30 protein-coding genes and 2 tRNA genes are annotated in these 26,652 nt (G+C 63.1%); 25 read left to right on the top strand and 7 right to left on the bottom strand.

Annotated features, from left to right (window positions below):
• Window positions 1–120: 120 nt before the first annotated feature.
• Window positions 121–1,527 carry a 3-isopropylmalate dehydratase large subunit gene (gene leuC / locus K3758_RS01475; protein WP_067940991.1) on the top strand — a complete coding sequence of 469 codons (1,407 nt, stop codon included), beginning with the start codon at window positions 121–123 and terminating at the stop codon, window positions 1,525–1,527.
• Window positions 1,528–1,565: 38 nt separating this feature from the next.
• On the opposite strand, the gene K3758_RS01470 is transcribed toward leuC, so the two are convergent.
• Entirely contained in the window at window positions 1,566–1,781 is a 216-nt protein-coding gene (locus K3758_RS01470) for a DUF2945 domain-containing protein (protein ID WP_120349937.1), read from the bottom strand.
• An 80-nt stretch (window positions 1,782–1,861) separates the two neighbouring features.
• On the opposite strand from K3758_RS01470, the gene leuD reads away from it, so the two are divergent.
• The 5 genes from leuD (at window position 1,862) to K3758_RS01445 (ending at window position 6,004) form a co-directional block, all read left to right on the top strand.
• Window positions 1,862–2,467 carry a 3-isopropylmalate dehydratase small subunit gene (leuD, locus tag K3758_RS01465; RefSeq protein ID WP_120349936.1) on the top strand — a complete coding sequence of 202 codons (606 nt, stop codon included), beginning with the start codon at window positions 1,862–1,864 and terminating at the stop codon, window positions 2,465–2,467.
• A gap of 275 nt (window positions 2,468–2,742) precedes the next feature.
• Entirely contained in the window at window positions 2,743–3,573 is an 831-nt protein-coding gene (locus K3758_RS01460; protein ID WP_259947082.1) for a hypothetical protein, read from the top strand.
• Window positions 3,456–4,562: an endonuclease/exonuclease/phosphatase family protein gene (locus tag K3758_RS01455; protein ID WP_311201526.1), complete on the top strand. Its 1,107-nt coding sequence runs from the start codon at window positions 3,456–3,458 to the stop codon at window positions 4,560–4,562. Before K3758_RS01460 ends, K3758_RS01455 begins: the two co-directional genes overlap by 118 nt.
• A gap of 70 nt (window positions 4,563–4,632) precedes the next feature.
• Complete coding sequence (gene leuB / locus K3758_RS01450) at window positions 4,633–5,739, top strand: 3-isopropylmalate dehydrogenase (RefSeq protein WP_259947081.1); 1,107 nt, start codon at window positions 4,633–4,635, stop codon at window positions 5,737–5,739.
• A 188-nt stretch (window positions 5,740–5,927) separates the two neighbouring features.
• Window positions 5,928–6,004: transfer RNA gene (locus K3758_RS01445), tRNA-Pro, on the top strand.
• 52 nt (window positions 6,005–6,056) lie between these two features.
• Here K3758_RS01445 and K3758_RS01440 read toward each other — a convergent pair.
• Together K3758_RS01440 and K3758_RS01435 are read right to left on the bottom strand one after the other, a co-directional pair.
• Entirely contained in the window at window positions 6,057–6,815 is a 759-nt protein-coding gene (locus K3758_RS01440; protein WP_259947080.1) for a glutaredoxin, read from the bottom strand.
• A gap of 146 nt (window positions 6,816–6,961) precedes the next feature.
• Entirely contained in the window at window positions 6,962–8,359 is a 1,398-nt protein-coding gene (locus K3758_RS01435) for a sensor histidine kinase (protein WP_259947079.1), read from the bottom strand.
• Between the two features lie 218 nt (window positions 8,360–8,577).
• Between K3758_RS01435 and queC the strand changes: the two genes are divergently transcribed.
• The 5 genes from queC (at window position 8,578) to K3758_RS01410 (ending at window position 11,693) form a co-directional block, all read left to right on the top strand.
• Window positions 8,578–9,279: a 7-cyano-7-deazaguanine synthase QueC gene (gene queC / locus K3758_RS01430; RefSeq protein ID WP_259947078.1), complete on the top strand. Its 702-nt coding sequence runs from the start codon at window positions 8,578–8,580 to the stop codon at window positions 9,277–9,279.
• Complete coding sequence (gene queD / locus K3758_RS01425; RefSeq protein WP_259947075.1) at window positions 9,279–9,632, top strand: 6-carboxytetrahydropterin synthase QueD; 354 nt, start codon at window positions 9,279–9,281, stop codon at window positions 9,630–9,632. Before queC ends, queD begins: the two co-directional genes overlap by 1 nt.
• Complete coding sequence (gene queE, locus K3758_RS01420) at window positions 9,629–10,336, top strand: 7-carboxy-7-deazaguanine synthase QueE (protein ID WP_259947074.1); 708 nt, start codon at window positions 9,629–9,631, stop codon at window positions 10,334–10,336. The genes queD and queE overlap by 4 nt, the downstream gene beginning before the upstream one ends.
• 15 nt (window positions 10,337–10,351) lie before the next feature.
• Window positions 10,352–10,816 (top strand): preQ(1) synthase, encoded by a 465-nt coding sequence (gene queF / locus K3758_RS01415; protein ID WP_259947072.1) that lies wholly within the window; start codon window positions 10,352–10,354, stop codon window positions 10,814–10,816.
• 211 nt (window positions 10,817–11,027) lie between these two features.
• Entirely contained in the window at window positions 11,028–11,693 is a 666-nt protein-coding gene (locus K3758_RS01410) for a L,D-transpeptidase (RefSeq protein ID WP_259947070.1), read from the top strand.
• 46 nt (window positions 11,694–11,739) lie between these two features.
• Here K3758_RS01410 and K3758_RS01405 read toward each other — a convergent pair whose 3' ends face one another.
• Window positions 11,740–12,012 carry a hypothetical protein gene (locus tag K3758_RS01405; RefSeq protein WP_259947069.1) on the bottom strand — a complete coding sequence of 91 codons (273 nt, stop codon included), beginning with the start codon at window positions 12,010–12,012 and terminating at the stop codon, window positions 11,740–11,742.
• Window positions 12,013–12,122: 110 nt separating this feature from the next.
• A tRNA-Arg gene (locus K3758_RS01400) sits at window positions 12,123–12,199 on the bottom strand.
• Window positions 12,200–12,371: 172 nt separating this feature from the next.
• Between K3758_RS01400 and K3758_RS01395 the strand changes: the two genes are divergently transcribed.
• Both K3758_RS01395 and K3758_RS01390 read left to right on the top strand, forming a co-directional pair.
• Window positions 12,372–13,409 (top strand): LacI family DNA-binding transcriptional regulator, encoded by a 1,038-nt coding sequence (locus K3758_RS01395; RefSeq protein WP_259947068.1) that lies wholly within the window; start codon window positions 12,372–12,374, stop codon window positions 13,407–13,409.
• On the top strand, window positions 13,406–14,620 hold the full coding sequence (locus tag K3758_RS01390; protein WP_259947067.1) for a winged helix-turn-helix domain-containing protein: 1,215 nt from the start codon (window positions 13,406–13,408) through the stop codon (window positions 14,618–14,620). The genes K3758_RS01395 and K3758_RS01390 overlap by 4 nt, the downstream gene beginning before the upstream one ends.
• On the opposite strand, the gene K3758_RS01385 is transcribed toward K3758_RS01390, so the two are convergent.
• A complete protein-coding gene (locus K3758_RS01385; protein ID WP_259947066.1) occupies window positions 14,617–15,312 on the bottom strand; it encodes an aspartate/glutamate racemase family protein in 696 nt (231 codons plus the stop codon). The genes K3758_RS01390 and K3758_RS01385 overlap by 4 nt on opposite strands.
• Before the next feature lie 164 nt (window positions 15,313–15,476).
• Here K3758_RS01385 and K3758_RS01380 point away from each other — a divergent pair, with 164 nt between their 5' ends.
• The 8 genes from K3758_RS01380 to K3758_RS01345 all read left to right on the top strand — a co-directional run bounded on the left by K3758_RS01380 (window position 15,477) and on the right by K3758_RS01345 (window position 23,123).
• A complete protein-coding gene (locus K3758_RS01380) occupies window positions 15,477–16,718 on the top strand; it encodes an FAD-binding oxidoreductase (protein ID WP_259947065.1) in 1,242 nt (413 codons plus the stop codon).
• A gap of 38 nt (window positions 16,719–16,756) precedes the next feature.
• On the top strand, window positions 16,757–17,746 hold the full coding sequence (locus K3758_RS01375; RefSeq protein ID WP_259947063.1) for a TRAP transporter substrate-binding protein: 990 nt from the start codon (window positions 16,757–16,759) through the stop codon (window positions 17,744–17,746).
• 76 nt (window positions 17,747–17,822) lie between these two features.
• On the top strand, window positions 17,823–18,347 hold the full coding sequence (locus tag K3758_RS01370) for a TRAP transporter small permease (protein WP_259947061.1): 525 nt from the start codon (window positions 17,823–17,825) through the stop codon (window positions 18,345–18,347).
• Window positions 18,348–18,351: 4 nt separating this feature from the next.
• Window positions 18,352–19,668 carry a TRAP transporter large permease gene (locus K3758_RS01365; protein ID WP_067631300.1) on the top strand — a complete coding sequence of 439 codons (1,317 nt, stop codon included), beginning with the start codon at window positions 18,352–18,354 and terminating at the stop codon, window positions 19,666–19,668.
• A gap of 6 nt (window positions 19,669–19,674) precedes the next feature.
• Window positions 19,675–20,610 (top strand): hypothetical protein, encoded by a 936-nt coding sequence (locus K3758_RS01360; RefSeq protein ID WP_259947056.1) that lies wholly within the window; start codon window positions 19,675–19,677, stop codon window positions 20,608–20,610.
• Entirely contained in the window at window positions 20,603–21,331 is a 729-nt protein-coding gene (locus K3758_RS01355) for an allophanate hydrolase subunit 1 (RefSeq protein WP_259947053.1), read from the top strand. The genes K3758_RS01360 and K3758_RS01355 overlap by 8 nt, the downstream gene beginning before the upstream one ends.
• Window positions 21,328–22,359 carry a biotin-dependent carboxyltransferase family protein gene (locus tag K3758_RS01350; RefSeq protein WP_259947051.1) on the top strand — a complete coding sequence of 344 codons (1,032 nt, stop codon included), beginning with the start codon at window positions 21,328–21,330 and terminating at the stop codon, window positions 22,357–22,359. The genes K3758_RS01355 and K3758_RS01350 overlap by 4 nt, the downstream gene beginning before the upstream one ends.
• A complete protein-coding gene (locus tag K3758_RS01345; protein ID WP_259947049.1) occupies window positions 22,356–23,123 on the top strand; it encodes a LamB/YcsF family protein in 768 nt (255 codons plus the stop codon). Before K3758_RS01350 ends, K3758_RS01345 begins: the two co-directional genes overlap by 4 nt.
• Here K3758_RS01345 and K3758_RS01340 read toward each other — a convergent pair.
• On the bottom strand, window positions 23,120–23,989 hold the full coding sequence (locus tag K3758_RS01340; RefSeq protein ID WP_259947048.1) for a branched-chain amino acid aminotransferase: 870 nt from the start codon (window positions 23,987–23,989) through the stop codon (window positions 23,120–23,122). The genes K3758_RS01345 and K3758_RS01340 overlap by 4 nt on opposite strands.
• Before the next feature lie 172 nt (window positions 23,990–24,161).
• Here K3758_RS01340 and K3758_RS01335 point away from each other — a divergent pair, with 172 nt between their 5' ends.
• The 4 genes from K3758_RS01335 (at window position 24,162) to K3758_RS01320 (ending at window position 26,614) form a co-directional block, all read left to right on the top strand.
• Window positions 24,162–24,674: a MarR family winged helix-turn-helix transcriptional regulator gene (locus K3758_RS01335; protein WP_067264985.1), complete on the top strand. Its 513-nt coding sequence runs from the start codon at window positions 24,162–24,164 to the stop codon at window positions 24,672–24,674.
• The gene (locus tag K3758_RS01330; RefSeq protein WP_259947046.1) at window positions 24,671–25,372 is read left to right on the top strand and encodes a response regulator; all 702 of its coding nucleotides are present in this window, start codon (window positions 24,671–24,673) and stop codon (window positions 25,370–25,372) included. Before K3758_RS01335 ends, K3758_RS01330 begins: the two co-directional genes overlap by 4 nt.
• Before the next feature lie 109 nt (window positions 25,373–25,481).
• Window positions 25,482–25,724 (top strand): exodeoxyribonuclease VII small subunit, encoded by a 243-nt coding sequence (locus tag K3758_RS01325; RefSeq protein ID WP_067264990.1) that lies wholly within the window; start codon window positions 25,482–25,484, stop codon window positions 25,722–25,724.
• An 8-nt stretch (window positions 25,725–25,732) separates the two neighbouring features.
• Entirely contained in the window at window positions 25,733–26,614 is an 882-nt protein-coding gene (locus K3758_RS01320; protein WP_259947042.1) for a polyprenyl synthetase family protein, read from the top strand.
• The last annotated feature ends 38 nt before the right edge of the window (window positions 26,615–26,652 follow it).

Here is a 26,652-nt window from a genome sequence, read left to right as displayed (position 1 = left end):
TGCGACCGTGCGCGTCTGCGCGAACGCTTTTTCGGCGCGACGCATAGCGTTCTGGCCCGACTATAAGCCAGCCCTCTCAGCCACACCCATAGCCATTCCAAACCACGGGAGAGGACCATCATGTCCCCCAAGACGCTTTACGATAAAATCTGGGACGCACATGTCGTCCACGAAGCCGATGACGGCACTTGCTTGCTTTATATCGACCGTCACCTCGTCCACGAAGTGACCAGCCCGCAGGCCTTTGAAGGGCTGCGCATGTCAGGGCGTACCGTGCGCGCGCCGGACAAAACCATCGCCGTGCCGGATCACAACGTGCCAACCACCGAAGGCCGCGAAGACCCCGAGGCGATGACCGAGGACAGCCGCATTCAGGTTTCCGCGCTCGACAAAAACGCGCGCGAGTTCGGCGTGCATTATTACCCCGTCTCGGATGTGCGCCAAGGCATCGTGCATATCGTCGGCCCCGAGCAGGGCTGGACCCTGCCCGGCATGACCGTCGTCTGCGGCGACAGCCACACCGCGACCCACGGCGCTTTTGGCGCGCTGGCGCATGGCATCGGCACCTCCGAGGTTGAACACGTTCTTGCAACCCAGACGTTGATCCAGCGCAAAGGCAAGAACATGAAGGTCGAGATCACCGGCAAGCTGCGCCCCGGCGTCACGGCCAAGGACATCACCCTTTCCGTCATCGGCGCCACCGGCACCGCGGGCGGCACCGGCTATGTCATCGAATATTGCGGCGAAGCGATCCGCGACCTGTCGATGGAAGGCCGCATGACCGTCTGCAACATGGCGATCGAGGGCGGCGCGCGCGCGGGGCTGATCGCGCCGGACGAAAAGACCTTTGAGTATTGCAAAGGCCGCCCCCACGCCCCGAAAGGCGCACAATGGGAAGCGGCGATGGACTGGTGGAAAACGCTCTTCTCTGACGAAGACGCCCATTGGGACAAGGTCGTGACGCTGAAAGGCGAAGACATCGCGCCGGTCGTCACGTGGGGCACCTCGCCCGAGGACGTGCTGCCGATCACTTCGGTCGTTCCTGCGCCCGAGGATTTTAAAGGCGGCAAGGTCGACGCGGTGAAACGCGCGCTGGAGTATATGGACCTGACACCGGGCCAGAAGCTGACCGATATCCAGATCGACACCGTCTTCATCGGCTCCTGCACCAATGGCCGCATCGAAGACCTGCGCGCCGCTGCCGCCGTGCTGAAAGGCAAGAAGATCAAAGACGGTTTGCGGGCCATGGTCGTACCCGGCTCGGGCCTCGTGCGTGCGCAGGCCGAAGAAGAAGGTCTGGCGGATATCTTCCGCGAGGCCGGTTTCGAATGGCGTCTTGCGGGCTGTTCGATGTGTCTGGCGATGAACCCAGACCAGCTCGCCCCCGGCGAACGCTGCGCGGCCACATCGAACCGGAACTTTGAGGGGCGTCAGGGTTATAAAGGGCGCACGCATCTCGTGTCGCCCGGCATGGCCGCGGCGGCTGCTCTCACTGGTCACCTGACCGACGTGCGCGAATTGGCGTGACCGACCGGGGCGTGGATACCGGGCGCGTTGCGCGGGGCTCAGTTGGCCTTGCGCAACTCGCTGCCAGACTTCAGCACTTCGCTGCCGTCGTCCTGCTCGATCTTATAGGCCGGTTCGTCATCACTCGCTTTGCGGGTCACCTCGCTGCCCTGCAGCTTCAACGTGATCTTTTGCGTGTATTTCTTGACGATCTTGCCGGTCCCGGTGCCATTGCCCCAGTCCCATTCCACTTTCGTGCCGGTTTGGTACGACATGCCATGCCCTCCTAATACCCCATTTGCTTAGAACGCGCCGCTCAGCAGCGCGGTTCCCGCAATCTCCGAAGGATAACCCGATGGAAAAGTTTACAGAAATCACCGGCACCGCGGCTCCTATGCCGCTGGTGAACATCGACACCGACATGATCATCCCCAAGGTCTTTCTCAAAACGATCAAACGCTCCGGCCTTGGCGTGAACCTGTTCGACGAAATGCGCTATGACCGCGAAGGCAACGAAATCCCCGATTTCGTGCTGAACCAACCGCAATACCGCGACGCGCAGATCCTCGTCGCGGGCGACAACTTTGGCTGCGGCTCTTCGCGCGAACACGCGCCTTGGGCGATCAAGGATTTCGGCATCCGCTGCGTCATCGCGCCCAGCTTTGCGGACATCTTTCACAACAACTGCTTCAAGAACGGCATCCTGCCCATCGTCTTGCCGCAAGAGCAGGTCGATGTGCTGATGAAGGACGCCGAAAAAGGCTCAAACGCGCGGATGACCATCGACCTCGAAGGTCAAACCGTCACAACCTCCGACGGTGAGAAATTCCCCTTCGAAGTGGACGCTTTCAAAAAGCATTGCCTGCTCAACGGTCTGGACGACATTGGCCTGACGCTTGAAAAGGGCACGGCGATCGACACCTATGAGGATTCGCTCAACCAGAGCCGTCCTTGGGTCTAAGGGCTATTTCTAAACTCAACTTGTGGGCGTAAATCCAGCGCCCACAAGATGTTGCGGCCTGCCATCAACCTGCCACGGAATTGATGCAAGAACGCACCACCCTTTCCCTCAAAATACCCCAGAACCCTGCTCTTCTCCACGCGGAGCCTTGAGGCGCGCGCGGAAAGAAGGCAAAAATTGGACAATAATGAGGCGAGCCCCAGCAACCGGGGCCATCAAGTTGGAACAAGCACGCGGCAATGTATCGCGTCTGGCCAGTTTGGAAGGGCAGAGCAGTGATCGGACGAATGACAGGCGCGGCGACGCGTGGCCTATTGGTGGCGCTATTGATAGCCACACCCGCGCTCCTTTTGCCGGGTGCCGATGCGGAATCGAGCCAGATCACCGTGCTCCTTGCCTGTATCGCGTCGATCCTGACCTTCATGGAATACAACTCGCGCCAACCGAGCATCGTCGAATTTCGCGATGCGCCGCCCTTCAATCGGCTGCGGTTCATCAGCCTGCTGTTCACCATCGTCGTTCTGTCGCTGATCGCACGGGGCCAAGCGGCCCCCACCCTGCTGACAGGCGCACTGACCTCGCTCGGCGTGATCTTGGGCAACGCGCTTGATTTCCCCTATTCCCCGGTGCGGCTGGTCGTGCTGATGATGCCCGCCGATGCCCCCTATGAGGCGGTCAATCTGATCCGCACGGCAGCGGGGCTGGCCTACCTCGTTTCGCTCATCGCATTGGCGACATTCGTGGTGCTGGTGCGGGTCATGGGCTGGCCCGCCCGCCAAGGCGCCTTTAACGTCTGGGTGAATCTGCCGCTCTTTGACCCAACCGCCGGAGGCGACGTGCTTTACCGTCTGCAACGCGATGCACGGATCAACATCGCGCTTGGGTTCTTGTTGCCCTTCATCATCCCCGCAGTGGTCAAAGCCACCGCCGATCTGCTAGATCCGATCTCACTGAGCAATCCGCAAACCATGATCTGGACAATAAGCGCATGGGCATTCCTTCCGGCCAGTATGATCATGCGGGGCATCGCCATGGGGCGCGTGGCCGAGATGATCCACGACAAACGCCGCCGCGCCTACGCCGAAGCGCATATGCAGGCCGCCTGATCCGCCTGCTGCTGGCGTTTTTCCTGCTGACTGGTTTCGCACAGGCCGAACCGCTGCGCATCGCCACCTTCAACACCGAATTGTCACGCAAAGGGCCGGGCATTCTGCTGCGCGACATCCTGCGCGGCGATGACCCAAGCATCGCTTCGGTGGTGCAAACCATCGCCGCCGCCAATCCCGATATCATCGCCCTCCAAGGCATCGACTACGATCTCGAACGCAGCGCCCTCAACGCTCTTGCCGACGCCCTCACCGCCGCAGGCGCGCCCTACCCCCACCGTTTCGCCGCGCCCCCCAATGCAGGCCGTCAAAGCGGCGCGGACCTCGACGCAGACGGCAAACGCGGTAGCCCCCGCGACGCCCAGGGCTACGGCCGTTTCTTCGGACAAGGCGCCATGGCGATCCTCTCACGCCATCCCCTCCAGACAGAAGACCTTCAGGACTTCAGCACCCTCCTCTGGCGCGACCTCCCCGGCACGCTCTACCCGATGATCGACGGCACCCCCTTCGGCGGAGCCGAAGCCCATGCCACGCAACGCCTGTCGTCCAACAGCCACTGGTCCCTGCCCGTCCAGCTGCCCGACGGCCCAGTCACCCTGCTGACCTACCACGCCACCCCGCCCGTTTTCGACGGCCCCGAAGACCGCAACGGCCGGCGCAACCACGATGAAACAGCCTTCTGGTCTCACCACCTTGCCGGAAACATCGGCACCCCGCCTACACATCCCTTCATCCTACTGGGCGATGCCAACCTAGACCCCAAACGCGGCGACGGACGCAGCGACGCCATTACCGCCCTGCTGTCCCACCCCACCTTGCAAGACCCGCTGCCCGACCAACCCACAGTCAACTGGTTGCAAACCGGCCCGATGCGCGTCGACTACATCCTGCCCTCCCGCGACTGGCAGGTGCTCGACGCTGGCCTCATTTGGCCCGAGGGAAAAGACGCCAGCCGCCATGCACTGATCTGGGTCGACCTCACCCGCTGACGCGCCGCTATCTTGACCCTCCGGAACCCGCAGGCTACCCAATCTCTAACCGTATTTTCAGGAGTTTCCCATGGCCAACCCATCCTTGCTCATCCTCCCCGGCGACGGCATCGGCCCCGAGGTTATGGCGCAGGTCACGCGCATCATCGATTGGTTCGGCGAAAAGCGCGATCTGGCCTTCGACGTAGAGCATGATCTGGTCGGCGGTGCCGCCTATGACAAACACGGCACGCCGCTGCACGACGACACGATGGCCCGCGCTCTCGAAGTCGACGCGGTGCTCTTAGGCGCGGTGGGCGGCCCGAAATACGATGACCTCGACTTCTCCGTGAAACCCGAACGCGGCCTTTTGCGCCTGCGCAAGGAAATGGACCTCTTCTCCAACCTGCGCCCGGCACAATGCTTTGACGCGCTGGCCGATTTCTCCTCGCTCAAGAAAGACATCGTCGCGGGCCTCGACATCATGATCGTGCGCGAACTGACCTCCGGCGTCTACTTCGGCGAACCGCGCGGCATCTTCGAGGAAGGCAACGAACGCGTCGGCATCAACACGCAGCGCTACACCGAAAGCGAGATTGAGCGCGTCGCCCGCTCCGCCTTTGAACTCGCCCGCCGCCGGGGCAACAAAGTCTGCTCCATGGAAAAAGCCAATGTCATGGAAAGCGGCATCCTGTGGCGCGAAGTCACCCAACGGGTCCGCGATGCCGAATACCCCGATGTCGAACTCAGCCATATGTACGCCGACAACGGCGCCATGCAACTGGTCCGAGCCCCCAAACAATTCGACGTCATCGTCACCGATAACCTTTTCGGCGACATCCTCAGCGACTGCGCCGCCATGCTCACGGGCAGCCTCGGCATGCTGCCCTCCGCCAGCCTCGGCGCGCCCAATGCCGAAGGCCGTCCCAAAGCCCTCTACGAGCCCGTCCACGGCTCCGCGCCCGACATTGCAGGCCAAGGCAAAGCCAACCCGATCGCCTGTATCCTCAGCTTCGCCATGGCGCTGCGCTACTCCTTCGATCAAGGCGAAGAAGCGGCCCGTTTGGAAAAAGCCGTCGAACAGGCACTAGCCGATGGTGCCCGCACCCCCGATCTGATGGGCCCCGAAGGCGGCACCCCCATCACGACCGAGGAAATGGGCGACGCGATCCTCAAAGCGCTCGACGCGAGCCTCTAAAGAAACGCGGCGGGGTTCACGCCCCGCCCCTTCCCCCTTCATCCTTTCTTAAATACCCGCGGGGGAGCAGCCAAAGGCTGCGGGGGCAGCGCCCCCAACTGCGCCCGATATCCCCATCCGCACCGCAAAATCCCTACAACTGACCAATTGCCAATTACGCCACGCTGCGCTATGCGCTGCACATCGGTCGGGCTGTAGCGCAGCCTGGTAGCGCACCTGCTTCGGGAGCAGGGGGTCGGAGGTTCGAATCCTCTCAGCCCGACCAGATAATCCCCAGATACCTGCCTACGCCCAAACCTCGGCGCGCCCCGATCCGCTTAGCCGTAGACCTTGATCAACATCCAAATCCCCATGCCCAGCATCATGACGTTTTCGGTGAGCGAGACGAACCCGAGCGGCACATTGCTTGAGCCGCCCACACAGGCGCATTTCAGCTCGCGCTTGTCGACATAGACCGCCTTGATCACCGACACCGCGCCGATCGCGCCGATGACAATCGCGACGGGGGCCGACAGCCATGTCAGCGCACCGGCTGTCATCAGGATACCAGCCAGCGCCTCGCCAAATGGGTAGACCTTGCCATAGGGCACCCAACGCTGCGCCAGCAGGTCGTAGTTCAAAAACATCGTCGAAAAGCTCTCGATGTCCTGCAACTTCTGTACGGCGAGGAAACACATCGAGATCGAGATGAACCATTCAAATGCCCGCAGGGTGAAGATGCTGCCAAAGGCGTACCAAGAAAGGCCCAATGCCATCAGGAAGGCCACGCCGAAAATGGCGATGACGGGCTGATAGCTGGTGTCCGACTGCTCTTCTTTGGGCTTGTCCAGACCGAAATGCACACGCAGATCGTCGTAGCCGCCTATCCGCTCACCGTCGATGAAGGTCTGCGGCGTGGTTTCCACACCCTCTTTTGCCATGAAGGCGTCGGTCTCTTCGCGCGTCGTCAGGTGGTGATCTTCGACGTGATAGCCCCGCCGTTCCAGCAGGTCTTTAGACTTCAACCCAAAGGGACAGAGGTGCTGCTCCATCACCATGCGGTAAAGCTTTGCGGTCTTTTCCTGTCCTTCGGCCATCCTAGCCTCCTATTGCTTCTCCAAACGACGTGTCTGGGGAAGGAACAAGTTTCCAGCGCAGGAGAGTTCCGCAAAAGCGCCATTTAGCGCCACCGGGAACGGTCCTTGCGGGCATCCATCCCCCGAGGCGCAAAGTCGCGTGAGCTTCAGGCCACCTTGCCAAGATGCGCGGCGGGGATCGTCAAGGTCCAAGTCAGCGCGTCTTCACTGGTCACCGTATCCGCCGAGCCATTGACCATGGCGGGGGCCAATACGGAAAGCACCTTGCTGCCAAAGCCAGACGCTTTTTTGGCGGAAGAATCAAATGTGATGCCGGTCTCGACCCACTGGAAACGGAGACCGCCCTTTTCGGTGTGCGACCAATGGCACCGGATATCGCCGCGCCCGCCGCTCATCACACCGTATTTGGTGGAATTCGTCGCCAGTTCATGCAGCGCCATGCCGATCAATTGCAAAGCCTGCGGCCCCAATGCGACGGTGGGGCCTGCCACATCCACCCCCTTGCCTTGCAAATGCAAGAAGGGGTCCAATTGCGCCCGGACCAGTTGTGCAAGGTCCACAGAGGACCATCCACCATCGACCAGCAAATCGGTTGAACGGGCCAGCGCCTGAATACGGTCCCCGAAGGATTTGTTGAACTCCGCCAGCGAGGCGGCCGAACTCGCCGTCTGTCGCTGCATCGCCGTCACCAAAGACAGCATGTTCTTGGCGCGGTGGATGACCTCACGCGAGACGAGATCGCGCACCTCTTCGGCTTTGCGCGTCGCGGTCACATCGTGGTGGATATTCGAGATCGAGACGATATCCCCCGACAGCGTCCGAATGGGCGTGCAGGCGATTGTGACATGCCGCTCGGTGCCGTCCTTGGCGACCCGCACCGCATCGAACTGGCGCAGCTTACCCGCCATAATCTGATCGCGATATTCAAGCACCCGTGTCGGCCAATCCGGCGGATACAAAAGTTCGACCGACCGGCCCAATGCCTCCTCTTCGGTATAGCCATAAAGCCGCTCGGCGGCGGGGTTCCAACTGATGATACGGCCATCCATATCATAGGTCAGGATCGCTTCGCCCGTAGTGGCCACGAGGGCGGCAAAGGTTTCCGCCTGCACATGGGCACGCTCGATATCGTCATGGGCCATGCGGCGCGTGGTGACATTGCGGTGCTGCAACAGCAGGCAGGGCGCGCCTTGGATTGTCATGCGGTTGGCGTTCAGCTGAAACCAGCGCCGCACGCCCGGCCCATCACAGGGGTATTCCCCCTCGAATGAGGCACCGGTTCTCAATGCCTGTCGCAGCCCGTCCAAAACGGTTTCCGCCTGCACCACGGAATCCATCACCGCCGCTTTGCAGATGTCAAAGTAATTGGCCCCGACATAATGCGACCCGGCGTCCCCGCCGTTCTCTTCGCAAAAGAGCTTCCACGCCATATTTACCGCGACAATCTCGCCGGTGGCGTCAAGGATGACCACTTCGTCGGTCATCGCCTCGATCAATTCATAATGGCTGGCGTCAAGCGTGACGCTTTGGCTGCTTTTCAACATATCCTCACCTTAGCGCGGATTCGGACCTGGCTAAAGTTAACTTAGGTTTAATCGTTAAGGCCAAATCCCTTATTTTAACGGGCTCTGACAGGGCCCTCCCGGCTCCCATGCCTGCGACCCCGCGCCGCTGCCCGGAAGGCTTGCAATCCCTGAAGATTCTGAAATAAGCCCCGCCATCCGGTCGCAGCCTACCCGGACATCAAAACAAGGGCCCCAGAATGAAAACACTTGTCATCTGCTCAGGCGGACTCGATTCCGTGTCGCTTGCGCATATCACCGCCGCTGAACATCACCTCACCCGGCTTGTCTCTTTCGACTATGGTCAGCGCCACCGCAAGGAGGTCGACTTCGCCGAAGCCGCCGCCAAACGGCTTGGCGTGCCGTTCCACCTGATCGACATGCGCGGCATCGGTGCTGCGCTGTCAGGCTCCGCCCTGACCGACGATATCGACGTGCCCGATGGGCATTACGCCGAAGACACGATGAAGATCACCGTCGTGCCGAACCGCAATGCGATCATGCTGTCGATCGGCTTTGGCATCGCGGCAGCGCAAGGCGATGAGGCCGTGGCGACCGCCGTGCATGGTGGCGACCACTTCATTTATCCTGACTGCCGCCCCGGCTTCACCCGCGCCTTCGACGCAATGCAGCAGGCCGCACTCGACGGCTATGCCGATGTGCGCCTGCACACGCCCTTCGTCGAGCAAAGCAAGGCCGAGATCGTCCGCCAAGGCGCGCGCCATGCCACGCCTTTCGCCGAGACGTGGTCTTGCTACAAAGGCGGCGCGGTCCATTGCGGGCGCTGCGGCACCTGTGTCGAGCGGCGCGAAGCCTTTCATTTGGCCGATGTCACCGACCCGACGGTCTATGCCGACCCGGACTATTGGACCACGGCACTCGCCGCACGAGGGGAAGGCTGATGTTCCGTATTCGCAAAGAATTCCACTTCTCCGCCAGCCACCAGTTGACCCACCTGCCCGACGACCACCAATGCGCGCGGCTGCATGGGCACAACTATATCGTCGTGGTCGAACTGGCCGCCGAGACGCTCAATGCCGACGGTTTCGTGCGCGATTATCACGACCTGAAGCCGCTGAAGTCCTATATCGACGATCACTTTGACCACCGGCATCTGAACGATGTGATGGACGGCCTCTCCACGGCCGAGAATATGGCAAAGCATTTCCACGATTGGTGCGCCGCGCGTTGGCCCGAAACCTGCGCGGTGCTGGTCAGCGAGACCCCCAAGACATGGGCGGAATACCGGCCATGAGCCTGCGCATAGCCGAGATTTTCGGCCCCACCATTCAGGGCGAAGGCGCGCTGATCGGGGAACCGACGGTATTCGTTCGCGCGGGCGGCTGTGACTATCGGTGTAGCTGGTGCGACAGCCTGCACGCCGTCGACAGCCAATACCGCCATAGCTGGGCCCCCATGTCGACCGAGGATATCTGGCGCCAGATCTGCAAACTCTCCAAGGATCAACCGCTGACCGTCTCCCTTTCCGGTGGCAACCCGGCAATTCAGGATTTCGGCCCGCTGATCCAGATGGGGCAGGCCGCGGGCTACCGTTTCGCCTGCGAGACCCAAGGCTCCATCGCGCGACCATGGTTTGCCGATCTTGATACGCTGGTGCTCTCTCCCAAACCGCCCTCAAGCGGTGAGACTGTCGATTGGGATGCCTTCGATGCCTGCCGGGCCTTCGGCGCTCAGGCGCGCCAACAGGTGATGAAGATCGTGATCTTCGATGAGATCGACTACCACTGGGCCCGCGAAGTGCATGCGCATCACCCCGATATCCCGCTCTACCTCCAGCCCGGCAATCCCGAGGTCGACCCCGCCACGCCGGTTGACCCGCAGGCGCTGGCCGACCGTCTGGGTTGGCTGACCGACCTTGCCATGACCGATCACTGGTTCGCCCCCCGTATCCTGCCGCAGCTTCACGTCCTGATCTGGGGCAACAAGCGCGGCGTCTGACCGATGGAGACACCTATGTCCGAAGACATCTACAGCAATCTCAAACAACTCGGTGGTGAGACCCGCATTCCCGCCAGCCCCGACGAGGCCGAGTTGGAGCGGGTGCCGAACCCGCAGGCCGATGTGGCCTATAACGTGCGCTTCACCGCGCCCGAGTTCACCTCGCTCTGTCCGATGACTGGCCAGCCGGACTTTGCCCATCTGGTGATCGACTATGTGCCCGGCCCGTGGCTGGTGGAATCGAAATCGCTCAAACTGTTCCTGACATCGTTCCGCAACCACGGCGCGTTTCATGAGGACTGTACGATCTCAATCGCACGTCGTTTGGCCGATTTCCTTGATCCACAATGGCTTCGGATTGGTGGTTATTGGTATCCGCGCGGTGGCATCCCGATTGATGTGTTCTGGCAGACCGGCCCCCTGCCCGAAGGCGTCTGGATCCCCGATCAGGGCGTGCCGCCCTACCGGGGCCGTGGCTGAGCGAGCACCGCCAACCCCACCCTCACCCCCAGTGCCTTCGGGGCGCGCAGCCCCCTGCGCGCCCCTGTTTTCGTGAAAACCGTGTGTTTTAGATCACATTCTCTTTAGCAACGGCCTTCTTCCTTGAACCTCCGGCGGGGGAAGGCCGTTAGTCTTTCATACACGCATACGACCCTGCCCTGCGCAGAGAGGTCAACCACGGAGCGACCACATGCTGACAAGACGTCATTTTATTCAGACCACCACAGCGCTTTTTTCTGGCGCGATTGCCACGCCTTTGATGGCACGCACCCGCCCCAGTGAAGCGGAGAAAGCCGCTTGGGACGCGCGGATCACCCCGGCGGGGTTTGACCCGGCGACCAGCAACCCTTGGGGCGTCCACCCGCGTTTCCTGCCGCAGCGGGTTGTGGCGAACGACAATTTGCGCGTCGGTGACGTTCACGTCGATGCCGTTGCGCGCTATGTCTACCATATCGAAGAAGGCGGCACCGCGATGCGCTACGGCGTGGCGATTGCGCGCGGCAATCTTTATGAGCCCGGCACCTACACAATCAAACGCAAAGCCGAATGGCCGCACTGGACGCCCACCCAGAACATGATCAAGCGCGATCCCGAGCTTTACGCGGGTCTCGAAGACGGCGTGCCCCCCGGCCCTGAGAACCCCCTCGGGTCGCGGGCGCTTTATCTGTTCGAAGGCAACCGCGATACCTATCTGCGCATCCACGGCACTCCCGAGCCGCGCAGCATTGGTGGCCGGGCCAGCTCTGGCTGTGTGCGGATGATCATGGCGCATATTAACCAACTCTACCCGAATGTGCGAACCGGCTCGACGGCCTATCTCTATTCAGCAGAAGAAAGCGTCGTCGCGCGCAGCTAAGCCGCGACGCGGGAGGGGGACCGCCAACAAGCGGCCCCCGTTCTCATTAGGCTTGGCGTTTGGTGCAGATCGGATTGCCGCCCACCGCCCGCAGCGGCACCATTGTCGTCTCAACCGGACCGCTGTGCTGATACCAATAGCAGCCATCCTCGGGCAGCAGATGCGCCGTCGACAGGTCTTGGTTCGGCGCGGCAAGGCGCACCACCGACTCTGGCAGATTGCCCACCCGTGTCGACCCGCCATCTGGCGCGGTCGCGGGCACCGTACATCCGGCAACAGCCAGCAAGGCCGCCCCGATCACAAAAGTTCCTGTTTTCATCAAAGCCTCTGCCATTCCTGATTATATCCCGCGCAATCTGACAGACCGGATGGGGATTTCAAGCAACAAGGGGGTGAATGGGGCAGAAGTTGGCAGTCGCGCAAGACGCATGGCGACCCCGGCAGGATTCGAACCTGCAACCTGCCCCTTAGGAGGGGGCTGCTCTATCCAGTTGAGCCACGGGGCCGACAGGGGCGGTTTAGCGCAAGCACGGGGCGATGTCATCGGCAGAATGGCAACCGATTGGTGCGGTGTCCCGGCCCGACTGCACGACCTGACTGCACGGCCTGACTGCGGCAGTGCTTGATCGCGCGTCCCGCTTCGCGCTACCTATGGGTGAGGCAAACAGGAAAACCAAATTGAGCACCCCCCCCAAACGCCCGTTGACCCTGCGTGATGTATCCGATGCTTGCGGCGTTTCCGAGATGACGGTCAGCCGTGTCCTGCGCAAGCGGGGCGACGTGTCGGAAGCCACCCGTAACCGCGTTCTCGCCGCCGCCAAGGCGCTTGGCTATGTGCCCAACCAGATCGCCGGATCGCTGGCCAGCCAGCGCGTGAACCTTGTGGCGGTGGTGATCCCGTCCCTGGGCAATATGGTGTTTCCCGAAGTCCTGAACGGCATCAATCAGGTGCTTGAAGACACGCCGCTGCAGCCGGTCGTGGGGGTGACGGATTACCTCCCCGAAAAGGAAGAGCGGGTGCTCTATGAGATGCTCTCGTGGCGGCCCTCGGGGGTGATCATCGCGGGGCTGGAACATTCCGACGCCACCCGCGCCATGCTGCGCAACGCCGGCATTCCCGTGGTCGAGATTATGGACACCGACGGCAAACCCGTCGACGCGATGGTGGGTATTTCGCACCGCCGCGCGGGGCGCGAGATGGCGCAGGCGATCCTGCGCGAAGGCTATGAGCGGATCGGTTTCATGGGCACGAAAATGCCGCTGGATCACCGCGCCCGCAAACGGTTCGAAGGTTTCACCGAGGGGCTCGCCAAGGCAGGGGTAGAGATCGAAGACCGCGCCTTTTACTCCGGCGGCTCCGCGCTGGCCAAAGGGCGCGAGATGACGCAAGAGATGCTGGAACGCTCGCCCGACCTTGATTTCCTCTATTATTCCAATGACATGATCGGCGCGGGCGGGCTACTGCATCTGATCGACCAAGGCATCAACATTCCCGGCCAGATCGGCCTTGCCGGGTTCAACAACGTCGAACTGCTGCAAGGTCTGCCGCGTCAATTGGCGACGATGGACGCTTGCCGGAACGAGATCGGTCAGGCCGCGGCGCGGATCATCCTCAACCAGACCCAGCCTGAGCCGGACCCGGAGATGCAGACCCAGATCACCCTGACGCCAACACTGTCGCTGGGAGATACCCTGCGCCGCCGCCGTCAGGGGTGAGCCGCCCAAGGCTCGCCAGTGCCGCCGCGCGGCGGTTGTTTTTGGCGCGTCACTTGCTGTCCGACCCGCCGCAGGGCCCGGCCAATGGCGCGGCACTGCTCAAGCTGATCCATGACTTGGGGTTTGTGCAGCTCGACAGCATCAATACCGTGGCGCGGGCGCATGATCTGATCCTCTTTGCACGGCGTCCTCGGTATCGCCCCGCTGCCCTGAAACGGCTCTATGAAAAAGACCGCGCCCTGTTTGAGCATTGGACCCATGACGCCGCCGTCATCCCAATGGAATTCTACCCCCAGTGGCACCTGCGCCGCACCCGCGATGCGGCAAAGCTGCTGGGCCGTTGGAAGGACTGGCAGCGCCATGATTTCGAAGCGCAGATGCAAAGCGTGCTGGCGCAGGTCCGCGCGGAGGGCAGCGTCACCTCATCAGATGTGGGCCGGGACGAGCCGCGCAGCAGCGGAGGCTGGTGGCAGTGGCATCCGTCGAAAACCGCGCTGGAGTATCTGTGGCGCAGCGGCGCGCTGGCGGTGACCGGGCGCGAGGGGTTTCGCAAACGCTATGATCTGACCGAACGGGTGGTGCCCGCCGTGCTGCACGATCCGGCCAATGCTCCCGGCACGGGGCAGACGATCGACTGGTGCTGCGATCAGGCGCTGGCGCGTTTGGGCTTTGCCACGGCGGGGGAATTGGCCGCCTTTTGGGCCCATATCTCCCCCGCCGAGGCGCGCGGATGGTGCGCGGCCGAACAGGCCGCCGGGCGGTTGGAGGAGATCGATATCAAGGCCGCCGATGGCAGCCTCCGCCCTGCCTTTGTCCGCCCCGGTTGGGCCGAAGACCCCGCCCTCACCCGCGACCCGCCCAAACGTCTGCGCGTGCTCAGCCCCTTCGACCCGGCCCTGCGCGACCGCAAACGCGCGGAACGGCTTTTCGGGTTTGACTACCGGATCGAGGTCTTCGTGCCCGAGGCGCAGCGTAGATACGGCTACTATGTCTTTCCGCTGCTACAGGGCGACAGGCTGGTGGGCCGCGTTGATATGAAAGCGCATCGCGATGTGGATGAGCTGCGCATCACTGCGCTGTGGCCCGAGCGTGGCATCCGCTGGGGCAAGGGGCGGCAGGTGGCGTTTGAGGCGGAAGTGCACCGGCTCCTGCCCCTCGCCGGGGTGAGCAAAGTTCGCTTTGTCGACGGCTGGCTGCGCGCGCCGCTTTAGGCGAAACGGGGCGGCAGCAACCCTGCGTGAAACCAGTTGAGATAACTGTGGATAGAATGCACGGGCCGCCCGGTCGCCGCCGCGATGTCGGGGGCATATGGCACCATATTGGTGCATTCCAACAGGATCGCCCCGACATCCGAGTTGGCCCCCACCAAGCGCTGTGCCGCCTGCACCATCTCGGTCCGCGCCTGCGGCACGTCGAGGTCGGGCAAATTGCCAAGGATCGTCCGGGCGAAACTGCTGCCTTCCAACCCCATCACCGGACTGCCTTCGGGCACGCCCGCCGCGCGCAGATGGGCGGGCGAAAGGGTGCTGGCCGAGATCGTTAAAATCCCCACCCTGCGCCCGGGCGGCAGGCAAGCCGCGATCTGCCCGGCCTGCTCCAACGCCGAGGCAGCAACAGGCACGCCCAACGCCTCGGCCAGACGGGGCCGGATCAGGGCCAAGAACCCGCAGGTGGTGGCGATGCCGGTGCAGCCTTCGGCGACCAAGCCCCGCCCCACCGCGATGAATGCCTGCACAAAGGGTTCGAATTCATCGCAAACGATGGCTTCGGGCGTGGCCCCCGGCACAACGGCATAGCGCACCGGAAAGGGCCAACTCCCCGCATTGCCGACATCGCCCAGAATGCGGGGGAACCGCGTGTCGAGCATCAGTATCCCCAGCCGCGCGCCTGTCTCGTTTGCCATATGCCCTCCGTTTGGGCGCAGGGTGCCTTTGCGGGCAGCGCGAGACAAGTGAAACTCGAACGATGACATTTTATCAGCATTTTGTTGACGTGGTGATTTTTTGAGTAAAAGATGCCCCAAAGGAACCCAGCCATGACCCAACGCGAAATCGAAAGCCGCCACCCATGAGCCAGCATGTCGTCGTTATCGGCGCCGGGATTGTGGGCGTCTCTGCCGCAATCTGGCTGCGCCGCGCCGGAGCGGAGGTGACGCTGCTGGACCGGTCTGAGCCGGGGCGCGGCACCTCGCATGGCAATGGTGGCGTGCTGGCGGCGGCGGGCGTTGCGCCGGTGACCGGGCCGGGCCTGATGCGGAAATCGCCCGGCATGCTGCGCGACCCCGAGTTCCCGCTGTTCCTGCGCTGGCCTTATCTGCCCCGCCTGCTGCCGTGGCTGCGCCGCTACATGGCCCACGCCAATGATGCCGACACCCGCCGCATCTCTGCCGGGTTGGCGCCCATCGTCGGTGACAGCGTGGCGCAACACAAGGCACTCTGTGCCGATCTGGGGCTGGCCGATTGGGTCCACGACAGCGACTATTGCTTTGCCTATACCAGCCGCGCGGCGTTTGAGGCCGAAGCCTACACATGGGCGTTGCGCCGCGATGCGGGCTTCGTGCCAGAGATCATCGAAGGCGGCGCGGTTCAGGAATTCGACCCGGCCTATGGCCCGCAAATCACCTGCGTCGCCCGGTTGGCCGACCACGGTTTCATCGCCGACCCCGGCGGCTATGTCCGGGCGCTGGCCAAGGCGTTTGAGGGGATGGGCGGCACTATTAAACGGGCCGAGGTTGAGGACATCACGATCCTTGATGAAGAGGTCACTTCGGTCCTAACCGACCAAGGCCCGCTGCCCTGCGACGACGTGCTGCTGGCCACCGGCGTCTGGTCGAAACCGCTGATGCGCAAGCTTGGGATCAATGTGCCGCTGGAGTCCGAACGCGGCTACCACATCGTCTTCAAGGATGCTGAGGGCGGCCCGTCGCGCCCCACCATGATGGCAGCGGGCAAATTCGTGGCCACGCCGATGGCCGAGGGGCTGCGCTGCGCCGGGATCGTCGAATTCGGCGGGCTGAAGGCGGGCGCATCCAAAGCGCCACTGGCGCTGCTGCGCCGTCAGGCCAAGGCCGCCTTTCCCAACCTCACCGCCGAGGAAGAGATCGAATGGCTGGGGCACCGACCCGCCCCCAGCGACTCGCTGCCCCTGATCGGGCAGATCGGGACGAGCCGGGTCTATACCGCCTTCGGGCATCACCACATCGGGTTGACGGGCGGGCCGAAAACGGGCCGACTGATCGCCGGATTGATCACGGGGCAGCCGCCAAACACGGATCTAACCCCGTATAACCTCCAGCGCTTTGACAGATAACGCCAAGCGCGCACGCAAATAAACAAGGGAGAAACCAAATGACACTGACAGCAAGACTGATGGCCGGCGCGGCGATGACCGCCCTGACACTGGGCACCGCCATGCCCGCCTTCGCGGCCGAGAAATGGGATATGCCTATGGCCTATTCGGCCTCGAACTTCCATTCCGAGAACGGCGTGCAATTCGCCGAATGCGTGACCGAAGCCACCGGCGGCGAGATCGAAATCACCGTACATCCGGGCGGCGCGCTTTTCGCTGGGGCCGACATCAAACGCGCGATCCAGACCGGTCAGGTTCAGATCGGGGAGCGTCTGCTCTCTGGCCACCAGAACGAGAACGCGGTCTTCGGCTTTGACTCCATCCCCTTCCTCGCGCCTTCTTTCGAGGCGAGCGCGCAGCTCTGGGAAGCCGCCAAGCCCAAAGTCGAAGCCGTGCTGGAAGAGCAGAACCTCGTCCTGCTTTATAACGTGCCATGGCCACCCCAAGGGCTCTATTTCAAGAAAGAAGTCGGCTCGGTCGAGGACATGAAGGGCGTGAAGTTCCGCTCCTACAACAACACCACCGCGCGTTTGGCCGAGCTGACCGGCATGTCGCCCGTCACCATCGAGGCCGCCGAAGTCAGCCAAGCCTTCGCCACGGGCGTGGCGGAATCGATGATCTCTTCGGGGGCCACTGGCTATGACCAGAAGGTCTGGGAAAGCCTGACGCATTTCTACGAGGTCGACGCTTGGCTGCCGCGCAACTACGTGATGGTGAACGCCGATGTCTGGGCCGAAGTCACGGACGCTAACAAAGAGGCGATCACCACCTGCGCCACCGAGGCCGAAGAACGTGGCCTGCAAGCCTCCAAGGACTACACCCAGTTCACCTATGACGGGCTGCGCGAAGGCGGCATGAACGTGGAGCCTGCCAGCGAAGAGCTGATGTCCGGCCTGCGTGAAGTGGGTGAGACCATGACGCAAGAATGGCTCGAAGCCGCGGGCGAAGACGGTCAGGCGATCGTCGACGACTACAAGGCGATGCAATAATCACGAAACCTGCGGCGGCCCGTTATTCGGGCCGCCGTTCTCATGCCGGGGCATGACTTGACTGAGGGAGAGCCAGATGAAGGCGCTGCGCAGACTATTGGACGGGCTTTACATCGGGGCGGGGGCGCTGGCGGCGCTCTGTCTGGTGGCCATCCTCACCTTGATCGTGGCCCAGATGGTCGCCCGTTGGACCGGCAATGTCTTTCCGGGCGCGGCCAGCTATGCGGGCTATGCCATGGCCGGGGCAAGTTTCCTCGCCTTTGCAAATGCGCTGAACCGCGGCTCGCATATTCGCGTGTCGATCCTGCTCAATGCGCTGAGCACGGGCGGGAAGCGGCTGCTTGATATCTGGTGCTTCGCCGTGGCGGCGGCGGTCGCGTGGTACTTCACCTATTACGCCTATTGGTTCGTCTACTGGTCGTGGAAGTTCAACGAGGTCAGCCAAGACCAAGATGCCACCGCGCTGTGGATACCGCAATCTGTCATGATCATCGGCGGCGGCATCCTCGCCATCGCGCTGACGGACAACCTTTTGCATCTCATCTTCAAGGGCGACCACCGCGTCACCCGTGACCTAGTCGATCAAAGCTTCGGGGAATGACGCCATGACCGAGATTTACGCCATTGCCCTGTTCCTGATCGTCCTGTTCTTCCTCCTCGGCACCGGTGTCTGGGTCGGGCTCGCCCTGATGGGCGTGGCCTGGGTCGGGATGGAGCTTTTCACCACCCGCCCCGTCGGCGACGCGATGATCACCACCATCTGGGCCAGCTCTTCTAGCTGGACGCTGACGGCCCTGCCGCTTTTCGTCTGGATGGGCGAAATCCTTTACCGCACACGATTGTCACAAGACATGTTTCGCGGGCTGTCGCCTTGGCTCGCGAAACTGCCGGGCGGGCTGGTGCATACCAATATCGTCGGCTGCACGGTCTTCGCCGCCGTCTCCGGCTCCTCCGCTGCGACGCTGACGACCGTGGGCAAAATGTCGATCCCCGAACTGCGGGCGCGCAACTATCCTGAGAAGATGATCATCGGCACATTGGCGGGCGCCGCGACACTGGGCCTGATGATCCCGCCTTCGCTGGCGCTGATTGTCTACGGGGTGACGGTGAACGAAAGCATCACCAAGCTCTTCTTTGCCGGCGTCATGCCCGGCCTGCTGCTGGCGCTGATGTTCATGGGCTATGTCGCGATCACCAGCAAGCTGTCGAAAGACTGGAACCCCGATGTCGAGACCGACATGAGCTTTGCCGACAAGCTGCGCAACTCGCGTTTCCTGCTGCCGGTCTTTGCGCTGATCTCGGTCGTGATTGGCTCCATGTACCTCGGCTTTGCCACCGCGACCGAGGCTGCCGCTATCGGCGTCATCGGCTCCCTGACGCTGGCGCTGTTCCAAGGCTCGCTGAACTGGCACAGCTTCCGCGAGAGCCTGATGGGCGCGATGCGCACCTCCGCCATGATCGCGCTGATCCTTGCGGGGGCGGCGTTCCTGAAACTGTCGATGGGGTTTACCGGCCTGCCCCGCGCCTTGGCCGACGGGATCGCGGCGATGGAACTGTCCCGCTTCGAGCTGCTGATGGCGCTTCTGGTCTTCTACATCGTGCTGGGCATGTTCCTCGATGGCATCTCCTCGGTCGTGCTGACCATGGCCGTGGTCGAGCCGATGGTGCGCGGTGCGGGCATAGACCTGATCTGGTTCGGCATCTTCGTCGTGGTCGTGGTTGAGATGGCGCAGATCACCCCGCCGATTGGCTTCAACCTCTTCGTGCTGCAAGGCATGACCAATCACGAGATGGGCTATATCACCAAGGCCGCGCTGCCGATGTTTGCGATCATGGTTTTCATGGTTTTCGTGCTGATCTGGTTCCCCGAAGTGGCCACATGGTTGCCTGAAAACCTGCGCAGCGGCCCGGCCAGCGGGTGATCCAACATGCTGCATATCCTCAGACTGGCCTCGCGCCATGCGCGGGCCTGCCTGATCGTCGGACTGCTGGCAGGGTTGGCTCTGCCCAGCCTTGCGGCGGCGCTGGCCGACTGGCTGCCGCAGATGGTGGCTGCGCTGCTGACGATCACCGCACTCAGGATCGGGCATCGCGCGGCACTTGGGGCTGTACGGGATCTCATCTGGGGGCTGGCCTCGGTGCTGGTCTTGCAGACGCTGCTGCCCCTGCTGCTGCTGGGGGGCTTCGTGCTGGCCGGGCTGGGGCAGACCCCTGCGGCACTGGCGGTGACGCTTGCCGCCGCCGCCCCGGCGCTCACGGGCAGCGTGAACCTCGCCCTGTTGATGCGGCTCGATGCGGGGCGGATGATGCAGCTGATGGTGCTGGGCACCGCCGCCTTTCCGCTGACCGTTCTGCCGGTGCTGGCGGCCCTGCCGCAACTCGGACCAGCCTCGGACGTGGCCCAAGCCGCGCTGCGTCTGTTGGCGGTGATCCTTGGGGCGACGGGCTTGGGCTTTGCCCTGCGCCATGTCTTCCTGCCGCGCCCCTCAGCGCGTCAGATCGAAGCGCTCGACGGCGCGTCAGTGCTGGCCTTCTCGGTCATCGTCGTCGGGCTTATGGCGGCACTCAACCCCGCGCTGCGCAGCGATCCTTGGGCGGTGGCGGGCTGGACGGTGCTGGCCTTCGCCCTAAGCTATCTGTTGCAGGCGGGCACATTGCTTCTGACGCGCCGTGGCCCCCTGCATGCCGTGGCCGGCCCGCTGGCGATCGGCGCGGGCAACCGCAATATCGCGCTGTTCCTCGTCGCACTCCCGCCCGAGGTTCTGGCGCCCTTGATGATCTTTATCGGCTGCTGGCAACTGCCGATGTATCTGACCCCGGTGCTGCTGCCGCGCCTTTACGAAAGGATGCTCTTCAATGACTGACTGGCCCCGCATCCGCAGCGTCGGTCTCTCTGGCCTGTTGATCACCTTTGCCGAAAAGATGTCCGAACCGGCCAACCGCGCCGCGCTGGCATTTCGCGCGGCGGTCGAGGAACAGGGCTGGCCCGAGGTGCGCGAGACCAGCACCTCGCTCGTGTCGACTTTCGTGCAATTCGAAGTCTCCCAAGACGCCATCGCCACCATGACCGACCGGCTGCGCGATCTGCTGCAAACACGCGATTGGTTCGCCGAAGCCCTGCCCGCCGGGCGCAGCCTGTGGCATGTGCCGACCGTCTATGGCACCGACCTCGCCCCGCAGTTGGAGGAGGCCTCCGAGGCCGCGGGCCTTGACCCCGACGCGGCCATAGCCGAGCTGTCACAGTCCCGCGTGCGAGTGCTGACCATCGGCTTTGCCCCCGGCCAGCCCTATATGGGCGAACTGCCATCGCATTGGGACATCCCGCGCCAGCAGGGGCTGACAAAATCCGTGCCCCCGGGCGCGCTGGTCGTGGCGATCCGGCAGTTGATCATCTTCACCAATGCCTCCCCCACCGGCTGGCGGCACATCGGCCAGACCGCCTTTCGCACCTTCCGCCCCGGCAGCGACATGCCCTTCCCCCTGTCGCCGGGCGATGAGCTGATATTTCCATCCATCACCCGGCAAGAGTTTGACCGTATCGCCGATGATCCCACCGGCGGTGCCGAGCGGGAGGCGCTGACATGAGCGGCACGCTGACCATCCATCAAGCCGGTCCGGCCATGACCATCCAAGACCTTGGCCGTCCCGGCTACCGCGCCTTGGGCCTGACCCATGGCGGCGCTGCGGACCCGACCGCCCTGCACGAAGGGGCGGCCCTGCTGGGGCAAGATCCGAACAGCGCCGCGCTTGAGATGGCGGGCAGCGGCGGCAGTTTCGAGGTCGATCAGGACACCCGCATCGCCCTGACCGGGGCGCAGATGCAGGTGAGCATCGACGGCGAGCCGGTCGCGTGGAACGCCAGCCACCTCCTACCCGCCGGGGCGAAGCTGACCATCGGCGGCGCGCGGGACGGGGCCTATGGCTACCTCCATGTCGGCGGCGGGTTTGACGTAGCACCAGTGATGAATGCGCGTGCCAGCCATCTGGCCGCTGGGATTGGCGCGCTGCTGCAAAGTGGTGAGACCCTGCCACTGGGGGCCGATAAGGGCGGCGAGACGAACCTCACTCTCCCGCGCGACAGCCGGTTCGGGGCCGAGCGGGTGCGCATCGTCGCCTCCATGCAGACCGATGCCTTCGACGAGGCAACCCGCCAGCGGTTCACCGAAACCACCTTTCGCCGTGATCCGCGCGCCAACCGCATGGGCGCACGGATGGATCATGACGGCGAAGGTTTCGCCACCGGCGGGCAGTTGACCATCGTGTCCGAAGTCATCACCCCCGGCGACATCCAGATCACCGGCGACGGAGCGCCCTTCGTGCTGATGTGCGAATGCCAGACCACCGGCGGCTACCCCCGCATCGGCACGGTGATCCCCTGTGACCTGCCCATCGTGGCGCAGGCGCAGCCCGGCGCTGCGCTGCGGTTCGAGTTCATTGACCTCGACGAAGCGCTGGCCGCCGAGACACGCCACCGCGCCGACCTCGCCGCCCTGCCCAAACACCGCCAGCCCCTGTTGCGCGATCCCGCGCGCATCCGTGATTTGGTGGGCTATCAACTGATCTCTGGCGTGGTTTCGGCCACCGCCGATCCATTCGAAAAGGACACGCCATGACATCCGTCGATCTGAACGCCGACATGGGCGAAAGCTTTGGCCCATGGACGATGGGCGACGACGCGGCGCTTTTGCGCATCGTGACCTCGGCCAATATCGCCTGCGGCGGCCATGCCGGGGATGCGGATGTGATGGCGGCAACCATGCGGATGGCGCATGAAAACGGCGTCGGCATCGGGGCGCATCCGGGTTTCATGGATCTCGCGGGCTTCGGGCGCAACCGCATGGCGGTGCCGCGCGGCACGCTGCAAAACCAGATCCGCTATCAGGTCGCGGCAAGTGTCGGCATGGCCCGCAGCGTCGGCGCGGAGGTGCGGCACCTGAAGCTGCACGGCGCGCTGGCGAATATGGCGTCTGAGGATGAGGAACTGGCCCGCGATCTTTATGAGGCGGCGCTAAGCGTGGCGCCCGACCTTATCGTTATGGTGCTGGCCGCCACGGCGCAGGAACAGGCGGTGAAATCACTGGGCTGCAAATGGGCAGGAGAAATCTTTGCCGACCGCGCCTATAACGACGACGCGACGCTGGTCGATCGCAGCAAGCCGGGTGCTGTGATCCATGACGCCGACACCGCCGCGGCGCGGATGGTCGACATGGTCAAAGCGGGCGCAATCATCACCGAGAGCGGCAAACATATCCCCACGCGGATCGACACGATCTGCCTGCATGGCGACACCGCAGAGGCCGTTCAAATCGCAACCGCCGTCCGCAAGGGTTTGCAGGACGGCGGGGTAACTTTGGCAAAATTCGGCGGCAGCGTTTAGCTGCGCACCAGCTTTTCATAGTCCAAGGCAATCTCACGGGTCAGCGCGCCGACCTCAAATTTCCAGCCGCCGATCTGCCCCACCGGGGTCACTTCGGCGGCGGTGCCGGTCAGCCAGCACTGCTCGAAGCCGTCAAGTTCCTCGGGCATGATGTGGCGCTCGTGGACCGTGATGCCTTTGTCTTTCAACATGCCAATGACCGTCTGGCGGGTGATGCCATTGAGGAAGCAATCAGGCGTCGGCGTGTGCACTTCGCCATCCTTGACGAAGAAGATATTCGCGCCCGTCGCCTCGGCCACATAGCCGCGGTAGTCATACATCATCGCGTCCGAACAGCCCTTTGCCTCAGCCGCATGTTTGGACATGGTGCAGATCATATAGAGACCCGCCGCTTTGGCATGGCTCGGGATCGTCTCGGGCGAGGGGCGCTTCCATTTGGAGATGTCGAGCTTGGCGCCCTTCATCTTGGCGTCACCGTAATAGGCCCCCCATTCCCAAGCCGCGATGGCCATGCGGACCGGGTTGCGGGCCGAGGCGACACCCATGTCTTCGCCCACACCGCGCCAGGCAACTGCGCGCACATAGGCGTCTTGCAGGCCAGAGGCGGCCAGCACTTCGGCCTTGGCGGCTTCGATCTCGTCAATGGTGTAGGGGATTTCAAAGTCGATCATTTCAGCCGACCGCTTCAGACGCTCAGAATGCTCACGGCTTTTGAAGATCTTGCCGTTATAGGCGCGCTCGCCCTCGAACACCGAAGACGCATAGTGCATCGCATGAGTCAGGATATGGACATTGGCATCGCGCCAATCCACCATTTTGCCATCTATCCAGATGTGCCCGTCTCGATCGTCATATCCGCCTGCCATGGTATTTACCTCCCAAAATGACCCGCTATCTTTTCAAAAATTGCGCAAAAATCGGCAGATGCAGACATTTAATTGCGCAAAACACGGGATTCGATAGCCTTTCACTATTGGAATGTCAATAACGCTGACGTAAACTGATCCCCAACAGGCCCGAGAGAGATTGAGACATACTATGGCTGACGGGCGCATGATGGCCCCTAGCAGCGGCGACAGCCTGCTGTTTTTGACCGACGAACAACTGCGGCAGGGGATCGAGGCGATGTTCTTTGCCTATCGCGGTTTCACTGCCGATCCCGACCGGATTCTGGCCGATATGGCCTATGGCCGCGCGCATCACCGCGCCATCCACTTTATCAACCGCGCGCCGGGCACGACCGTGAACAACCTGCTCAACATCCTTGGGGTCACGAAACAATCGCTCAACCGTGTCTTGCGCACGCTGATCGCCGATGGTCTGGTGCAAAGCAAGGTTGGCCGCAATGACAAGCGCGAGCGGCATCTGTTTCTGACCGACGAGGGTCGCAAGCTGGAACAGGAGCTTTCCGATGCGCAGCGTGCGCGCATGCGGCTGGCCTTCCGCACCGCCGGGCCCGAAGCCGTGGCCGGTTTTAGAACGGTATTGGAGGCCATGATGGACCCCGAAATGCGCCAGAGCTTTGACCGGCTGCGCGAAAGCGCCCCATGAACGAGCTTTACGCGCACCTGCTGGTTGTCGACGACGATGAGCGCATCCGCAGCCTGTTGAAAAAATTCCTGATGCGGCACGGCTTTCTGGTCAGCACCGCACGCGGCGCCGCCCATGCGCGGCGGGTCTTGGCGGGGCTTGAGTTTGACCTGATCGTGCTCGACGTGATGATGCCCGGCGAAGATGGCATGGCGCTAACCCGATCGTTGCGCGAAACCCTGCAAACGCCGATCCTGCTGCTGACCGCCAAGGGCGAGACCGATAACCGCATCGAAGGGCTTGAGGCCGGGGCGGATGACTATCTGCCCAAACCCTTTGAGCCAAAAGAACTGCTGCTGCGCATTAATGCCATCCTGCGGCGGATGCCCGACACCTCCGCCGCCGACACCGCGCCGAAAGTGCTGTCGCTCGGCGTGATCCGCTATGACATGGAGCGGGGCGAGATGTGGCAGGGCGACGATCTGGTGCGCCTCACCGCGACCGAGGTGCAGCTGATGAAGATCTTCGCCGCCCAGCCCGGTGTCGCGCTCAGCCGTGCCAAATTGGTCGAGGAATTGGGCCGCGACAGGGGCCAAGCGCAGGAACGCGCGGTCGATGTTCAAATCACCCGCCTGCGCCGCAAGATCGAGAGCGATCCGAAACAGCCGCAATACCTGCAAACCGTGCGCGGCGCGGGCTATATGCTGGCCCCGGACTGACCCCGCCCCGCCTGCCGAAACGGGCCGGTAAAATTCATCGCGCAAGCCCGCTGGCAATGCGCGGCGCGAAGTTCTATTGTCGCGCGAAATTCCGAAAACGAGGCGCGCAATGTCCGACACACCCGTAGAAGAGATGAACTTTGAGACCGCCATGGCCGAGCTTGAGAAAGTCTTGGGCCAGCTTGAAAACGGCAATGTCGCATTGGACGAAAGCATCGCGCTTTACGAACGCGGGGCCAAGCTTAAGGCGCGCTGCGAGACCAAGCTGAAAGAAGCTGAAGAGAAGGTCGCCGCGATCACGCTCGATGGCGACGGCAACCCGAATGGGCTGAAACCCGTCGAAGGGCTTTGACCGCCCACATGCAAGAGACCACCCCCCGTCCCTTGGCAGAGGCGCTCGCCCATGCCCGCGATCTGGCGCAAGCGCAGATCGACACAGCGCTCGAAGCGCACGACGGCCCCGTGGCCGAGGCGATGCGCTATGCCTGCGGCGGCGGCAAGGGGCTGCGCGGCTTTCTGGTGATCGAATCCGCCCGGCTGCACGGCATCGCCCCCGGCATGGCCGCCCCTGCGGCGGCGGCCATCGAGGCGCTGCACGCCTATTCGCTGGTGCATGACGACCTGCCCTGCATGGATGACGACGATCTGCGCCGGGGCCAGCCCACGGTGCACCGCAAATGGGATGAGGCCACCGCCGTTCTGGCGGGTGACGCGCTGCAAACGCTGGCCTTTGAACTGCTCGGGCAAGCACCCTGCCCGGCGGAGGCACGTCTGACCCTGATGACCAGCCTTGCCCAAGCGGCAGGTGTGGGCGGCATGGTCGGCGGCCAAGCGCTGGACATCGCCGCCGAAACCGCCTCCGCGCCGCTCTCGCTGGCCGAGATCACGGCGCTTCAGGCCGGTAAGACCGGCGCATTGATCGAATGGTCTGCCATGGCCGGGCCACGGATGGCGGATGCCGATGCCACCGCCCTTGGCGCTTATGCCAAACACCTCGGCCTTGCCTTTCAAATCGCTGATGACATCCTTGATGTCGAAGGCGATGCTGAAACGGTCGGAAAGGCCGTCGGCAAGGACGACGCAGCGGGCAAAGCCACGTTTGTGTCTCACCTCGGGCTGGCCGGGGCCAAGAGCCGCGCCGCCGAATTGGTGGACATGGCCTGTGACGCCCTATCTCAATATGGACCAGAGGCGCAGAGCTTGCGAGCCGCTGCCGCCTTCGTTATTGCCCGCGACAGCTAGCCGGGCGGCACATGCGCCAATGCGGCACCAGAGAGGCC

This window comes from Sulfitobacter sp. W002 (assembly GCF_025142135.1).
Classification (GTDB): Bacteria; Pseudomonadota; Alphaproteobacteria; order Rhodobacterales; family Rhodobacteraceae; genus Sulfitobacter; species Sulfitobacter profundi.
The sequence above is the reverse complement of the archived record's forward strand: the minus strand, read 5'-3'. Positions and strand labels throughout refer to the sequence as shown.